At 67.5% G+C, this 14,711-nt stretch carries 14 protein-coding genes; 1 reads left to right on the forward strand and 13 read right to left on the reverse strand.

The features are described from left to right. Positions 1 to 74: 74 nt before the first annotated feature. The 11 genes from AB0302_RS09695 to AB0302_RS09745 form a co-directional block, all read right to left on the reverse strand. The gene (locus AB0302_RS09695) at positions 75 to 377 is read right to left on the reverse strand and encodes a hypothetical protein (RefSeq protein WP_366371695.1); all 303 of its coding nucleotides are present in this window, start codon (positions 375 to 377) and stop codon (positions 75 to 77) included. 70 nt (positions 378 to 447) lie between these two features. Then, positions 448 to 1,014: an acyltransferase gene (locus AB0302_RS09700; RefSeq protein WP_366371697.1), complete on the reverse strand. Its 567-nt coding sequence runs from the start codon at positions 1,012 to 1,014 to the stop codon at positions 448 to 450. 12 nt (positions 1,015 to 1,026) lie between these two features. Then, positions 1,027 to 2,538, reverse strand: coding sequence for an O-antigen polysaccharide polymerase Wzy family protein (locus AB0302_RS09705; RefSeq protein WP_366371699.1), 1,512 nt, complete (start codon positions 2,536 to 2,538; stop codon positions 1,027 to 1,029). Further along, positions 2,535 to 3,860, reverse strand: a complete 1,326-nt coding sequence (locus AB0302_RS09710; RefSeq protein ID WP_366371701.1) for an oligosaccharide flippase family protein — start codon at positions 3,858 to 3,860, stop codon at positions 2,535 to 2,537. The genes AB0302_RS09705 and AB0302_RS09710 overlap by 4 nt, the downstream gene beginning before the upstream one ends. A 59-nt stretch (positions 3,861 to 3,919) precedes the next feature. Next, positions 3,920 to 5,164: a glycosyltransferase gene (locus AB0302_RS09715; RefSeq protein ID WP_366371703.1), complete on the reverse strand. Its 1,245-nt coding sequence runs from the start codon at positions 5,162 to 5,164 to the stop codon at positions 3,920 to 3,922. Continuing rightward, positions 5,161 to 6,126, reverse strand: a complete 966-nt coding sequence (locus AB0302_RS09720; protein ID WP_366371705.1) for an NAD(P)-dependent oxidoreductase — start codon at positions 6,124 to 6,126, stop codon at positions 5,161 to 5,163. The genes AB0302_RS09715 and AB0302_RS09720 overlap by 4 nt, the downstream gene beginning before the upstream one ends. Before the next feature lie 31 nt (positions 6,127 to 6,157). Beyond that, positions 6,158 to 7,468, reverse strand: a complete 1,311-nt coding sequence (locus AB0302_RS09725) for an ATP-grasp domain-containing protein (protein ID WP_366371707.1) — start codon at positions 7,466 to 7,468, stop codon at positions 6,158 to 6,160. Positions 7,469 to 7,470: 2 nt separating this feature from the next. Continuing rightward, on the reverse strand, positions 7,471 to 8,328 hold the full coding sequence (locus AB0302_RS09730) for a sugar transferase (RefSeq protein WP_366371709.1): 858 nt from the start codon (positions 8,326 to 8,328) through the stop codon (positions 7,471 to 7,473). Continuing rightward, a complete protein-coding gene (locus AB0302_RS09735) occupies positions 8,315 to 9,349 on the reverse strand; it encodes an ATP-grasp domain-containing protein (RefSeq protein WP_366371711.1) in 1,035 nt (344 codons plus the stop codon). Before AB0302_RS09735 ends, AB0302_RS09730 begins: the two co-directional genes overlap by 14 nt. After that, positions 9,346 to 10,494, reverse strand: a complete 1,149-nt coding sequence (locus tag AB0302_RS09740; RefSeq protein WP_366371713.1) for an aminotransferase class I/II-fold pyridoxal phosphate-dependent enzyme — start codon at positions 10,492 to 10,494, stop codon at positions 9,346 to 9,348. The genes AB0302_RS09735 and AB0302_RS09740 overlap by 4 nt, the downstream gene beginning before the upstream one ends. Next, the gene (locus AB0302_RS09745; RefSeq protein ID WP_366371715.1) at positions 10,491 to 12,377 is read right to left on the reverse strand and encodes a nucleoside-diphosphate sugar epimerase/dehydratase; all 1,887 of its coding nucleotides are present in this window, start codon (positions 12,375 to 12,377) and stop codon (positions 10,491 to 10,493) included. The genes AB0302_RS09740 and AB0302_RS09745 overlap by 4 nt, the downstream gene beginning before the upstream one ends. 282 nt (positions 12,378 to 12,659) lie before the next feature. On the opposite strand from AB0302_RS09745, the gene AB0302_RS09750 reads away from it, so the two are divergent. Continuing rightward, the gene (locus AB0302_RS09750; protein ID WP_366371717.1) at positions 12,660 to 13,187 is read left to right on the forward strand and encodes a hypothetical protein; all 528 of its coding nucleotides are present in this window, start codon (positions 12,660 to 12,662) and stop codon (positions 13,185 to 13,187) included. Positions 13,188 to 13,196: 9 nt separating this feature from the next. Here AB0302_RS09750 and AB0302_RS09755 read toward each other — a convergent pair whose 3' ends face one another. Continuing rightward, positions 13,197 to 14,219 (reverse strand): cation transporter, encoded by a 1,023-nt coding sequence (locus AB0302_RS09755; protein ID WP_366371720.1) that lies wholly within the window; start codon positions 14,217 to 14,219, stop codon positions 13,197 to 13,199. Further along, entirely contained in the window at positions 14,216 to 14,710 is a 495-nt protein-coding gene (locus AB0302_RS09760) for a transporter substrate-binding domain-containing protein (protein ID WP_366371722.1), read from the reverse strand. Before AB0302_RS09760 ends, AB0302_RS09755 begins: the two co-directional genes overlap by 4 nt. Position 14,711 lies beyond the last annotated feature (1 nt).

Here is a 14,711-nt window from a genome sequence, read left to right on the forward strand (position 1 = left end):
ACTCTTGGGGGTAGGGGGCGGGCATGGTGCACATCCTTCCCTGCGGTGTGGGAACACCACAGATCGTATGTCACCTACACGCGCATCAGTCCCGACCAGCCGGCGATGAATCCCGGGATCCGTCTGGCCGAGAAGAGCGCGAAGAGCACTCCGCCACCGGTGTGGGGAAGGGCCCGGATGGCGGTCGCGTATACCAGGCCCACCACGAGGATGAGCACGGTGGCGATGCCGAAGCCGAGGACGACCCCGGCGAGCCCGGCGCCTTGCAACCAGTCGAAGGGCAGGACGAAGGCCCCCCAGCCCACCTCTGAGCCGATTGCGAGGGCGAACACCCAGGCGGGAGTGAGCTGGCGGCGGAGCGCGCGGGGAGAGGTCACGCTCGGCGCCGGTCAGTAATGGGCGGTCATGAGGGTCCTCGTCCGGTCGGATCTACGGCGGGGGAGCGGGTCAGCGGGCGACCGCAGATTCGCGTGCTGCGTCGAAGCGCTTCCATAGCGCGTCGTCGATCTGGGTGCGTGTCATGCCGTCGAATCGTCCCGCGTCCGCCAGGCGCTGTGCCTCCAGGTCGGAGAAGTCACCCAGCCGCTTGGCCGGAACGCCTCCGACGATGGAGTCCGGCGGCACGTCCTTGGTCACCACGGTCCCGGCGGCGATGATCGCACGCGGGCCGATGCGCACGCCGGGCAGGATCACGGACCCGGAGCCGATGAACACGTCGTCCAGCACCTCGATGCAGTCTTCATTGACGGGAAGGCGGACGCCGTTCTTCCTGCCGATCATGAGATTGATGACGTCGTGCGCCACGAAGGTCACGCCGGAGGCGACGACGATGTTGTTGTGAAAGCGGATCAGGTGGGGATCGTTGGGCATGGCGCGCGGCTGGAACCACACGTTCTCGCCCATCCCGCGGACGAGGCCCTTCCTGCTCATGTACCGGGCTCGGTCACCGCCGCTGATGATGAACATGAACCGGCCCTTCTTGAGCATTCGGGAGAGCATGCGGAGCTTGGACATGGTGATGTGGTCCTATCTCTTCGGAGTCAGATGGGGTAGTCGCCCGACGCGCGTCGTCGAGACGGCCCGCGGCATGATGCGTTGAGTCCCTTCACGCTGGCGGTCCTTGAGCAGGAGCGCGACGACCCAGGTGCCCAGCAGCACGGCCAGGGTCACCGGGGACAGCACGTCGGCGATGAAACCGGAAGCGCTGCCACGGGGAGCGAACACGATGGCGGGGATGCTGAGCAGGCGCACCGCGTTGGCGACCACGGAACCGGGGGCGAAGGCGTCGATCCAGGCCACCAGCAGTCCGTAGGCCACCGCGACGAGAAGGACACCGGCGTAACCGTAGTCCGCGAAACCCTCGGCGAGGAAAGACGAGCCCACCCCGCGCCCGGTGAGGTAGAGGTCTCCCAGGGTGATGTAGGACAGCGAGTGGCTCAGGGAGGTGCCGGACTGTGCGTACGCCACGGTGTTGCCGGCGAGTCCGCCGTCTCCTCCGAGGACCAGGCGGAGGATTCCCTGGCTGGCGAATGTCATCAGGTAGTGGCCCTCCGGCAGTCGCGACTCGTAGAGGAGGCCGTACTCGATGACGTTGATACTGGAGCCCTGCCCGTAGATGAAGCCGGACAGCGTGTCGCTTCCCTCTGCGCCGTCTCGGTTCGCCCCGACCAGGAGGAAGACGGGGACCAGAGCGGTCAGGGCCGCGCCTCCGATCAGCATCAGGCGGCGCAGCGGGATCAGCGCCGTGTCCTGATGACGGGCGCGGTACACCAGGTAGGCGAAGACCATCAACAGGAAGGTGCCGAAGTCGCCGCGGTCGCCGGTGACCATGATCAGGGCCTGCACAGTGAAGGCGGTGATCAGCACGATCCAAGTGCGCCGTGTCGACGCCAGGGCGGCCAGGAAGACACAGAAGGCGACGGTGTTGGCGAAGTTGCCGTAGGCGGTGACGGAGGCGAAGCCGCTCTGGCCGCTGACGTAGAGGCCCGTGTAGCCAGCCTGGCTCGCCGTGCGGACGTTTGTGACCAGATGGGCGAGAGCAAAGGGCAGGGTCGCCCAGTACGCGAGCTCCGCAGCAGAGGCGAAGCGTTCGCCGAACTGCCGCCGGGCCTCCTCGCGCGCGGCCGATCGTGCCCGTCGGCGACGGCGGGCGAGGAGGGCGATGATCGCCCGGGGGTACAGGAGATACCCCGCGACGATGCCGAGCAGGCCCAGGGACAGCGTGAGAATCAGGTGGTCCTCGACCTCGGCGTACCAGCCGAGGCCGTCGTAGCCGAAATAGCCCATCATGATGGGCTTGCCCAGCAGGAAGAAGGCGTACGTCGCCAACAGGGCCAGCAGCATGACGCGGTCGCGGATGCGAGCGGCCGCGAAGCCCACCGCCGCGATCCAGAGGCTCACCGGAATGGACCACGCCCGCATCTCTGAGTCGATGAGCACGACCGCGGCGAGCACCAGCACCGTCACCACGACCGGGACGATCAACACGCCGGCGCCGTTGGAGGCGGCGGGAGCTGGAGGTTTGCTGACACTCTTCATGAGAGCTCCTTCGTCGGCCGTGCCACGTCCGGGGCCACCTCGGCTGCCTGACCACGGCGGTCGAACTGACGGGTGATGATCAGGGTCATGATCAGCATGCACATCAGGGCCGCAGCCATGATCCACGCCATGACCTGCACTCGGGGGAGAAGCGGGAGCGTGCTGGTTGTCAGGAAGAGCAACGGCGCCGCCGCGTACACCACGGCGAATCCGAACAGCCACCCCTGACGCTCCGTGGTGACGTACACGTTGGCCAACGGCGAGGTGAAGGTGTTCATGAAGAGCCACGGCATCAATGCCTGGGCGATCAGGCCTGCCTCGTCCCACTGGTCTCCCAGAAGCACAGGGAACAGCCAGGGAGCCAGCCAGTAGAAGACCAGGAACACCGGAGTGGCGACGAAGCCGAGACGGATGAGCAGTCGCTTCACCAGCGGCGTCAGCTCACCGGGACGGGCGCGGGCCATGAGCGGCAGGAACACCTGGGCGATGGCGCCGCGGATCAGGTAGACCGGCGCATTCGTCGCCTTGTTCGCCAAGGAGTACTGCCCGAGGCTGCCCAGGGCGATGTTGCCGATCAGGATGTTGATCCCGGCGTCCCGGACGGCGTCCACCAGGACGTTTGGGGCATTGAGCAGCGGCATCTTCTTGTAGCGGACGGCCATCTCCCGGATCGCAGGGGCGTCCTCCGGCAGTGAGGTGCGCAGTTCCGGGACGCGTCGGTTCAGGATGATGAGCGTTATAACCTGTCCTACCAGCATGCCGATCAGCAGCCCCTCGAACCCCCCTACCAGGGGTGCGCAGAGCAGCTGTGCAATCAGCATCACCGCTGCGGCGAGCACCCGGTTCTGCGCGATGAGGCCGAACTGCTTCATCCGGATCAACCAGCTCTGCGTGTTCATGATCTGCGCCATCGCGTAGACGATGAGTGCGGTCACGGTGAGCCAGATGCCGAAGGACGGGTTCTCATAGTGCTCGCTGACCAACCGGTGGACCAGCAGCAAGATGACGGCGAGAACGATGCAGGTCACCATGATGAGCCGTGAGGCCAGCCGGTGGACGGTTCGCGCGGCCGACTGGCTCTCGGGAAGGACGATGGCGATGTCATAGCGCAGTGCCGCGACCATCGTCCCGGCAAGCACGATCGACTGGGCGATCGCGAAGAGCCCGAAGTCTGTGGGCGAATAGAGGCGCGCCAACGGGATCATGCCGACGATGGTGATCAGCTGGGCCATCGTCGTCCCGGACAGGACGGTGAGGACCTGACGCAAGAGCCGGCCGTCGCCCACGGCCTTCTTCCGGACACGCTGGAAGAAGGACGTCACGGGACCCGGAGTTCCTTCCTGGCCCGGTAGAGGTGCGCGCAGTGGCCGGTGTTCACGGGTCACGACAGCATCTTCTCAACGAACTGTCGATAGTTCCGGTCGGAGTCGAAGTGCGTGCGCCACATCTCCCGGGCAGCCGCCGACCGACGGGCGAAGGCATCGGGATCCATCCGGGCGAACTCCTCGACTGCGGCCGCGATCTCCCGCGGCATCGGATTGGCTGAGATGAGCCGGCCGTTCACGCCGTCAGAGACGATCTCCCCGGTGCCGCCGACATCTGTGGCGATGGTGGGAAGCCCGCAGGAACTGCTCTCCATGATGGACACCGGCAGTCCCTCAGAGCTGCTGACATTGATGAACACGTCGTGCCGTCCGGAGCGGTAGGCCTCCAGGATCTCGTCGTTGCGAGTCCAACCGTGGAAGGTGGTGCAGATGTGGCCCGGCAGGGTCGAGGCCATGGTGCGCACCCGGTCCATGTCCGAGCCATCCCCGTAGTGACTCCATTCGACCTGGACGGTGTCCGAGACCTCCCTCAGTGCCTCCACGAGGAGTTCGAGTCGCTTGACGGGTGCCACCTCGGAGCAGGAGACGAGCCGGAGCACCTGAGACGAGGACCGCGGCGGGCGGACCCCATGGTCCTCGGTCCCCAGGTAGGACACCTGGATCTTCTCCACGAAATCCGGATGCCGCGCGCGCAGGTACTCGGCGCCGGCCTGTGAGACGCTGTGCAGCTCATCGAGAGCGCGGAGGTTGATCTCCCGGCCCGGCAGGTAATCCGTGGGCTGGCGCTCTTCGAAGAGATCGATGCCGTGGGCACGCCCGATCAGTCGGCTCGACGGGAACTTCGCTGCCAGTCTGCTCATCAGGTACGGCTGGTAGAGGAAGCGGTAGGCGTAGAAGACGGTTTCGTCGGAGGCGCTCGGCGTGATGTTGTCACGGATGAAGCGCCCGATCACGGAGGCCTCGTGCTCGGCGCGGCTGAACTGGGACAGTGCCTGGGCGGCACGCGCCACGGTGAAGCGACGGTCTTTGAGGAGCTGGCGAAGCTCGGTCACGAAGGCACGGGACACCAGAGCCCTGGGCGAGACAGCGGCATAGAACAGGAGGGACTTGAACGGGACGGGGACGACCGTCACCTGCTCGAGCGGGAGATCACGCCGGTGCTCCCTCTGATGCTTGCGGATCGACAGGGAGAAGATATAGACCTCGTCGAAGACATCCAGGTAGTGGCATTCGCGCATCAGGTATGGTTCCTGTTTCCCGTAGGGGAAGGAGTTGGCGAAGAGCATCAGGCGGCGGGTCATCGGCGGCCTCCCTCGACGGGACCCGCGGACGTCTCGGGCACCGACGCGAGCTGAGGAGCGGTCATCGCCCGAAGGATGCTCAGGGCCGTGTCCTCGAGGGCATGACGGGGGGCGAAGTCGTACCGTCGACGCAGCAGGCCCGAGTCCAGCCCGAGGGTGCGGTCATCCCCGGCGGAGGGTTCCCAGTCGATGCGCGGCTCGTGCTCCGTGTGCGTCCGGACGATGTCCGCGACGGCCTGGGCGATGTCCCGGAGTCTCCGGGGGGCACCACTGCCGATGTTGAGGGCCGCAGAGCCCTCCGGGGGGCCGGCCAGGGCCACGACGATCAGGGCCCGAGCGGCATCACGGACGTCCATGAAGTCGAACACCTGCTCCCCGCCCTGGATCGAAACGGGCTCATCGGCCAGAAACCGGGCGATAAAGCGATTGACGATGCGCACGTCGTACCCGGGGCCGATCAGGCTGGACATCCGTGCGTTCACCAACACCTCCGGTGACAGGACCAGCTCGGCAGCGAGCTCCATCGCGTACTTGCCGGTCGAATAGGGCGTGTCGCACTCGATCGGACTGCCCTCGTCGGCCGCCTCGGTGCGTGCCTGGGAGTAGACGCTCTGGGAGGAGACGTTCACGAAGCTGTGCAGGTCGACGGCGTGGGCCGACCGGAACAGCCGGGTCAGGTACTCCAGCCCGTCGGCCATCGCCAGGCCGCCGCGGTTCCACGGGAACGCGCAGTTGATGACGACGTCGCCGTCGCGCAGGAAGCCTGCCTCGAGGACCTGCGTCCGCGGGTGGACCTCTGGGAAGCGCCGCAACGCGGCGTAGGGGGCGCGCTCCAGCTGCGCTGCCAGCTCTCCGACCGTCTGCGAGCTGACCGCGACGACGTCGTGATCCGTCTCCGCGAGCAGCTCGCGCACCACGCTGCTACCGAGGAACCCACCGGCCCCGGTCACCACAAAGCGCATGTCTCTCCGTCCTTCGTCGTCTGAGGCCCGCTCACAGGACACAGGCGTCCAGGTCCTGCGGCGGCATGTCCGGGTGGATCACCATGGATGCGCCGTCCACGTCCCGGACATCGATCAGCTCGTCGACCCGGCGCATTGTCTGACGCAACGAGTCCAGGGAGTCCGCGACGCCGACGGTCCGCACCGCCACCTGCCGCAACTGGCCCCAGCCCTCCTCCGGCAGCGTCTCACCGGCATCGATGGCCGCCACGGTGGACAGGATGCCGGGCAGGGCGGCGACGTCGTCAAGGCCCCTCACTGAGCCGACCGTCCCCGGACGGATCAATGTGGACACGTTGAACCCGTACCCCCGATGTCGTGGCTTGGCTACAGCCGCCAGATCAGGCTCGCCCATCGAGCCGGTGAGGGCGAAATGGATCAGCATGGACAGCGGGTTGTACCCGCACAACTCCTCCACGACGCGGTACTCCTGGGTTGGCGTCACCCGATAGCCGATGTCGTAGGTGTGGAACACACCCTCGTGGATCAGCCCCTGCATGAACATGATGCCGTCTCGCACCCCGGCTGAGCGCATCATCGCCTGGACGGGCGGCGCCACTTCCGCCAGGTACGTCGGCAGTAGCGAACTCGGCGAAGAGTACGCCACCGGCAAGCGGTACCGGTCCTGCGGGCCGAAGTCGTGCATATGCCGGTGCCACATCAGCGAGACCCGGCAGTCACCGTCCTGGAACACCCAGTAAACGGTGGCCTCCTGGCCGGGCAGGAACCGTTCGATGACGAGATCCTGTGTCCAGGAGTAGTCCAGGGCCACGTCGAGGCCGCTCTGGAGCTCGGACTGCGATGCCACCACGCTGATCCCGCGGGAGCCGCTGCCGTCGGCAGGCTTGACGATCAGCGGGAACGCCTCCTCCGGAATCGCTCCCGAGGTGGCGTCCTCCACGGAGTACCCGGTGATGGTGGGCACCCCGAACTGCTCGAGCATGGCTTTGTAGCGCCTCTTGTCCGTGAACAGCCGGATCTGGTCCACGGTGGCGTAGCACGGCACCTGCGCCGCAGCGCAGATCTCCGCGTAGGTGGCCAGCCAACGGTCGGAGAACCCCGCCAGCACGCCGTCGACCCCCTCTCGGCGGATGAGCGCGACGACTGCGTCGACGTCGCTGGTGCTCACCGTGAAGTGCTGGTCTGCGGCGAGCTTGGCGGGAGACTGCTCCGGGGTGTTGTAGTCGGTCACGATCACGTGGACGCCGAGGCGATGCGCCTCGTCCACGATCTCGATGGACTTGCGGGAGCCATCCAGCAGCAGCAGCTTCTTGCCGGCCAATGGCCTGGCGTCCAGATCCATGGTCACCCCTCCTGCCGAGCGTCCGCGGAGTTCGATGTCAACAGGCCATGGCGCTCGAGCACCGTGTTGAGGGCCCAGTCCGGCAGGGCGACAGTGGTGATCACCGTGCCATCGGCGTCGTATCCCATGAAGGAGCCGCGCGTGGAGGACCCGCGTGCCTTGTTCTGGCGCCGGTCCAGAGCGGTCTGCAGGACGCGCCAGATCAGCCAGGCGTCGGTCTTGAGCGAGACGTTCTCCACGTACCAGCAGTCGTTCTCGAACTGGTCGTTGTAGGTGATCGGGCCCTTCGGCGGACGTGGGGGAGGGCACTCCAGTCCTGGCTTGACCGCCAAGCGCTGGCGGTGGCGTCGACTGAAGCGCTCCACGTACTCGGGCACCAGCGGGCGGGGGCCGATCAATGACATGTCACCTTTGAAGATGTTCCAGAAGTTCAGAAGCTCGTCCAGGGAAGCCCGCCGGATCAGCCGCCCGGTCTTCGTCACGCGCAACTCGCCGAGCAAGGGCTTGCCCTGGTCGTCGTAGGCCTCTCGCATGGTGCGCAGCTTGACCATCCGGAACATCTTGCCGTGCTGGCCGGGGCGCTCCTGTGTGAATAGCACCGGCCGGCCCAGCTCTTTCAGTGTCACCAGGCACAGCGCGCCGACCACGGGCGAGCTCAGCAGCAGGGCGGCCCCGGAGACGGCGACGTCGAGTGCTCGCTTGCCGTGCCGAGTGTAGAACGAGTCTCGCGGCGTGACCGGAGGGTGCAGCTCGTCTACCCGCGCGAGGTTCGCCCGCCGCAGTTCGTCCGCGACCTCCCAACGCAACTTCTGGTTGAGCGCGGCGAAACGCTCCTGGTAGGGGGAGTCAGGCGTCAGCACCGGTTCCTCCTTCGCTCGTGGCTGCGATCTCGACGAACTTGCCGGCGACGACGTCCGGTCGGCAGCGCAGCCATGCGGGGTCGGGCTCTCTGCCGAGCGTCCAGGCCACATAACATTCAGGCACGCGAGCACCGGCCACGTGTGAGAACGGGTAGCCGCCGCCGAACCGAGGGTTGATGTCGATCACATAGATGTCACCGGAGGCGTCCACGAACACGTCCACGTCGATCGTCCCCGGGTGGGGGATCGCCTCTGCGATGCCGCGAGCGATGGACTCGAAGGGGGCCGCGTCGACGGAAACGGCGCGGTCAGTCTCGCCGTTGCGCATGGCGATTTTGCGTCGCGCCAGGACGCCGGCGTAGCGACCCTCCAAGTCACAGACCACGTCAAGGCCGTACTCGACGCCGTCGATCCGCTCCTGGATCACGATCAGTTCCGCAGGCGGGACCTCGTCTTGCTGCAGTGCGGGCACCCCTTGACGAGTTGTGACCTCACCGGACGCCTCCTCGAGCGCCCCGGGAAGTCCTGCCCGATCGACGAACCGTAGCCCACGCGACGCGCTGCCGTAGCGGCCCTTGGTCACGAACGGCCCGGCCGCCTCCTCGGCTGCGGGGGGAGCGGTGCCCAGCCACGTCACCGGAGAGGGGACGCCGGCCTTGACGAGGGCCTGGCTGCTGGCGAACTTGTCCTCGACCATGCGTTGGGTGCCGGCGTCGAGGCGTACGAGCGGTGCCCAGGCGCGGTCCTCAGGAAGGGTCGCCCAGGTCGAGAGCTCGAAGTCGTTGATCGAGACGGCCAGGTCGATGTCGTGCTCGACCAGGGTCTGACGGAGCCACGACGCATAGCCGGAGTCCACCACCTTCGGCGCCGAGACGAAGTCATCGGCGAACGGCCGTGACGGGGCGTTGGCGTCGACGTCCGCCGCGAGGACTGCGCCATCCACGCCATTCGCCTTCAGGGCGTCGCGGAACCAGCGCACCAGGTAGGGCCTTCTGCCGACGGAGGAGAGAAGGATCCTCATGCCCGGCTCTCCAGGAACGAGGTGATCGACTCCACGACACGACCGATGCTGGATTCGTCGAGCACAGAACCGCTGGGAAGCGACAGCCCGGTGGTGAACAGTCGCTCGCCGGTGCCGTCCGTGAACGCGCGGCGTCCAGCGAAGACCGGCTGGAGGTGCATGGGCTTCCACAGCGGTCGGGCTTCGATGTCCTGTCCGGCCAGGTGGACTCGCAGGTCCTCGGCGGTGAACCCTGCTGCGTCCGGGTCCACCAGGATGGAGGAGAGCCAGAAGTTGTCGCGCGTGGGACCGCCGTCGACGCCGGACGGCTCGCCGAACATCTCGACACCAGGCACCGTGGCGAACAGCTCGCGGTACCGAACCCGCAACGCTCGACGGCGCTCGATCATCCCCTCGAGACGGCTCAGTTGCGCCCGGCCCAAAGCGGCGAGGATGTTGGAGAGGCGGTAGTTGTAACCGATGTCGGTGTGCTCGTAGTGGACGACCGGCTGGCGGGCCTGGGTCGCGAGGTAGCGGGTGCGTGTAGCCATTTCCTCGTCGTCGGTGAGCAGGGCACCACCGCCCGAGGTGGTCATGATCTTGTTCCCGTTGAACGACACCGCAGCTGCCACCCCGTAGGCAGCCGACTGCTTCCCGTCTCGGGTCGCGCCGAGGGACTCAGCGGCGTCGGACAGCACGACGGCGCCGTGGTCAGCGGCGATCCGCCCAATGGTGGCGTGATCGGCGGTCTTACCGAGCAGGTCTACGGGGACCACCGCCTTGATCTCGTGGCCTTCACCGCGGAGGGTGGTGAGGGCCTGCTCGAGCAGGGCGGGGTTCATGTTGCCGGACTCGTCAGCGTCTACGAACACCGGCTCGGCACCGGTGTAGGTGATCGCGTTGGCCGTCGCGGCAAACGTCAGCGATGACGTCGGCACCAGATCGCCGGGACCAACCCCGAGGTTGAGCAGACCCAGGTGGAGAGCTGCCGTCCCCGAGGACAGAGCGACTGCGTGGGCGCGTCCGGTGTATTCCGCCAGCTCGGACTCGAGGGCGTCCACTTCGGGACCCAGGGGCGCGATCCAATTCGACCGGAAGGCTCGGACGAGGGCGTCCTCCTCGGCCTGCGTGACATCTGGGGACGAGAGGAAGATGCGGTCGGTCACGGGCGTGCTCCTGACTGGTCGAGTCCTGGTGTCTGGGTATCGTCGGCGCGTTCGACGGGCGGCTCATCGTCGATCATGGCCAGGATCGACTCTCGATCTGAGGGCAGCTCTGCCACCACGACTGGATCGAGGTCGGGGACCTGCACCTCGCTGATCATCGGATGCTGGCTGGTTGCGTTCGCCTCGGCATTGCTGAACAGCACCTCATGCATCTTCTCGCCAGGACGCAGGCCGGTGAAGTGGATGTCGATGTTCTGCCCGGACTCGGCAATCATCCGCTTGGCCACGTCCAGGATCTTCACGGGCTGGCCCATGTCCAGCACCAGCACCTCACCGGGATTGCCGATCGCACCGGCCTGTAGCACGAGCTCGCAGGCCTCGGGAATGGTCATGAAGTAGCGGGTCACGTCCGGGTGGGTGACGGTGACCGGGCCTCCCTTTTCTATCTGATTCCTGAAAGAGATCAGCACCGATCCTCGGGAGCCGAGGACGTTGCCGAAGCGCACTGAGAGGTATGGCAGGTCATACGTGGTCGCGTGCCAGGCGGTCAGGCGCTCAGCCAGGCGTTTGGTGGCGCCGAGCACACTGGTCGGCGCGGCGGCCTTGTCCGTGGAGATGTTCACGAAGCGCTGCACACCGACCGAGTGGGCGGCCTGCAGGACGTTGCGCGTGCCCAGGACATTGGTGCGCCACCCTTCCAAGGGGAACCGCTCGAGCATGGGCAAGTGCTTCAGCGCGGCAGCGTGGAAGACGACCTGCGGCCGGTGGTGCTCGAAGACGGCCTGCAACGCCTGCTCGTCACGGATGTCGCAGAGGATGATGTCGTCCGTGTCCAGGAGGCCGTTGCCGTAGATGTCCAACTGCACGCCGTGCAGGGCGGACTCGTCTCGATCCAGCAGGAGGAGTTTGGCTGGGCCGAGACGATGCAGCTGGACGGCCAGCTCTGAGCCGATGGAACCGCCGGCGCCGGTGACCAGCACGACCTTGCCCGAGACGTAATCCGAAATAGCGGAGATGTCCGTGGAGATGGGCCGTCGGCCCAACAGGTCAGTCACGCTCAGATGGCGCAGGGACCCGAGGGTTACCTTCCCGCCGACCATCTCGCGCAGCGGCGGCACGACGACGAGGTCCAGTCCCTCCTCGGTGCACATGCGGCTGACCCGCTCGACGTGGTCGGCGTCGGCGTTGGAAATGGCGTAGATCACAGCCTTGGCGCCCAACTCAGCGGCGACTTCAGCCAGATCCGTGCCCCTGCCGCGCACCCCGAGGCCGTGGATCCGCAGCCGGGACTTGCCCTTGTCGTCATCAAGGAACCCCACGATGCGGTAGGGCGGCTCTTCGGCCTGGCGCATCAGCTGTGAGACCTGGTGACCGGCGTTTCCGGCGCCGTAGACGATCGCAGGCACGGATGCCTCCGTGGCAGCCCGAGGCCGGCTTGCCGAGACATTGCGCGCAAGGAAACGGCCGGCCAGCATGATCACGAGGGCCAACGGCGGCATGGTCAACGCCACGCCGCGGGGGAAGGCAGGGGTCGCCATGCTCAGGGCGAGTCCGATGCTCAGTGCGATGACGCAGACGATCACAGCCGTCCACCCGGCGTCGGAGAAGCTGCCCACTCGGTGGCGTCCGAGATAGACCTGGGTGACCAGGCCCGCGGCACATTGGAGCACCACCGCGATGAAGGTGAACGCGATCACCCAATCCCACTGCTCGGGTGACAGCCCGAAGTCATAGCGGACCACCAAGAAGGCCAACAGCGCCAGGATCCACGACACGCTGTCCCAGATGATCAGCAACGCGTGGCGCGCTAGAGGTGGAAGCTGTGGGCGTGTTGGTGCCTTGGCACTCACATTCATCATGCACATGCTTTCGTCGTGGGGCACGGAGCATGCACATTCTAAGGCCTGCTCTCAGGAGCAGTGGCTTGAGTACAGCAACCGGGGTCGGTCTCCCGGCAATCGCGGACCGGTCACACCATCCCTCCCTTGACTAGGCCGCCCCGAAGCTGCGGACTCCGCGTCACTGTTGGGAGGTCCGGCCGAACCTGGACTGCGGCACCCCTCGGATGCACCGGATCAGCCCGGACCTCGCTCGCGGCGAGCATGCAGGTGCCGCCCGGCAGGTCAGCCCTTGCCGTCGAATCAGGGGCTCCGTAGACAGGGTCCATGACCGGTCATGAACACCCCCGCCCCGAGTCCACCTCCGCCGCCGTGGACGAGCAGATGCTGGAGGACTACCTCAACCAGCACCTGCTCGGGTCCCGCCCGGGCGTGCCCGCGTTCCGCGCGGCCGCCGACACCTGGGAGGGCACGCCCCAGCACGCGGTGCTCGCCCGCCTGGCCGACGGGGTCCAGGCCAGTCAGGACGACCTCGAGGAGCTCATCACGCGCCTCGGCTTCCGCACGCCCGTGCGGGACCGGGCCGCCGGGGCCGTGGCGGCCGCGGGCGGGCGGCTGAACCCCGTCAACGCCGTGCGCGCGAAGGGCTCGGGGTGGACGCAGGTGGAGCTGGACGTGCTGACCGGCGCCCTGCAGGGCCAGTCCGAGATGTGGCGCATCCTGGAGCGCCTGGCCCCCCACGTGCCGGGGCTCGACGCCGAGGAGGCGCGGGGCCTGCTGGAGCAGACCCGGGAGTACCTGGCCGAGGTCCAGCGCGTCACCGACGAGACCCTGCTCCGCCGCTTCCTGGGCTGAGGCCCGCCCCTACTCGCTGCCCTTGGACTGCTCGTCCCCGGAGGGGCCGCCGTGGACCTCCTCCGGCAGCTCGGCCACCGGGATCACCACGACGTCCTCGAGCTTCCAGTCCAGCTCCTCGATCTGCTCGAGCAAGTCCGCGCAGCGGCCAACGGTGACGTCGGCCCCGTGCTGGGGCACCACGAACATCTCGACGTGGAACACGTGGCCCTCGTCCCGGACGCGGGCGCCGGCGTGGCGGACCCAGGGCTGCGCCCAGGCCACCCGCTCGGCGTGGTCGATGAGCGGGTGCGGCTTCTTTCCCTCGATCTCGGTGGCGCGCCGGTCGGCGAGGACGCCGATCGCCTGGCTGAGGTTGGACCAGCCGTCCTTGAGGATGCTGACCGCCACGAAGATCGCGGCCGCCGAGTCGAACCACCACAGGCCGAGCCCCACGCCGGCCACGCCGACGATGGTGGCCACGCCCGTCTGCCAGTCGGCCTTGTTCATGTCCGCGTCGGCGTAGAGCACGCGGTCGTGGAGCTGCTCGGCGAGCTTGAGCTTCTTGTGGCCGAGGATCACGGGCGCCGGGATGGACAGGGCCATCACGACCATCATGAGCCACCCCTGCCACACGGTGTGGCCGAAGAGCTGCAGGGTGCCGATCGCCGGGTGCTCGCCGGTGATCAGGGTCATCGCGGAGTCCACGATGAGAATCAGGCCCATGGCGGTCAGGGCGACGGCGGCCACGAGATGGCCCACGCCCACGGAGCGGTGGTCGCCGTAAGGCCGCTCCCGCCGCGGACGCCGACGCGAGACGCGCAGCGCGATGAGGAAGGCGATCGGCGGGACGAGGGAGAGCAGGTCCTCGATCCAGGCCGCCTTCATCGCCTGCGAGGATCCCATGACGAGCACCACGAGGGTGATGGTCACGGCGAGCGAGGCGAGGGTCAGCCATTCGAGGACCACGGCCTGATGGGCCGCGCGCTGGATCTCGGGGGGCAACTCGGTGCGTCCGAATCGGCGCCCGGCGGCGGTGTCGGTGCGGCTCATCCTCGGTCCTCCTGCGGCTGCTCGTCGAGGAACCTCTCCAGGGCCCCGAGCATCTGGTTCTCCCCGAGCGGGACGGCCATCACGAGCTTCGCCTTCTCCCCGTCGGGTCCGGTGACCTCGGCGTACGGGCGGGTGAGCCCCGCGTGGGTGGTCCACGGGGACTCCTTGGTCAGACCCCCGACGACGACGTCCAGGTCGCCCTTCTCGAGGGCCGTCATGAGCGCCTCCTCGCCGGAGGCCGTCCACTCGACGGTCGCCCCGCGCGACTGCGCGAAGCGGCGCACGAGGTCCGCCTCGGAGCCCGTCGGCTCCGTGCCGGTGACGTCCACGTAGGGCGGGTGGTGGGCCGCGCCGGCGCGCAGCACGCCCCCGGTGATGCGGTCGAGGGTGCCCTCCGGGTCGGCCGGATAGCCGGAGGAGGTGCAGCCGGCAAGACCGAGGCCCGCGGTGGCGAGCAGGCCGGAGAGCACGAGGCGCCGTGGGGTCCCCATG

This window comes from Micrococcus sp. NPDC078436, assembly GCF_040702705.1.
GTDB lineage: Bacteria > Actinomycetota > Actinomycetes > Actinomycetales > Micrococcaceae > Micrococcus.

Bases quoted from the DNA above. Each gene is read 5' to 3' on its own strand.
- AB0302_RS09700 (WP_366371697.1), bottom strand. From the start codon at position 1,014: ATGTCCAAGCTCCGCATGCTCTCCCGAATGCTCAAGAAGGGCCGGTTC.
- AB0302_RS09735 (WP_366371711.1), bottom strand. From the start codon at position 9,349: ATGAGGATCCTTCTCTCCTCCGTCGGCAGAAGGCCCTACCTGGTGCGC.
- AB0302_RS09705 (WP_366371699.1), bottom strand. From the start codon at position 2,538: ATGAAGAGTGTCAGCAAACCTCCAGCTCCCGCCGCCTCCAACGGCGCC.
- AB0302_RS09715 (WP_366371703.1), bottom strand. From the start codon at position 5,164: ATGACCCGCCGCCTGATGCTCTTCGCCAACTCCTTCCCCTACGGGAAA.
- AB0302_RS09755 (WP_366371720.1), bottom strand. From the start codon at position 14,219: ATGAGCCGCACCGACACCGCCGCCGGGCGCCGATTCGGACGCACCGAG.
- AB0302_RS09750 (WP_366371717.1), top strand. From the start codon at position 12,660: ATGACCGGTCATGAACACCCCCGCCCCGAGTCCACCTCCGCCGCCGTG.
- AB0302_RS09725 (WP_366371707.1), bottom strand. From the start codon at position 7,468: ATGGATCTGGACGCCAGGCCATTGGCCGGCAAGAAGCTGCTGCTGCTG.
- AB0302_RS09760 (WP_366371722.1), bottom strand. From the start codon at position 14,710: ATGGGGACCCCACGGCGCCTCGTGCTCTCCGGCCTGCTCGCCACCGCG.
- AB0302_RS09720 (WP_366371705.1), bottom strand. From the start codon at position 6,126: ATGCGCTTTGTGGTGACCGGGGCCGGTGGGTTCCTCGGTAGCAGCGTG.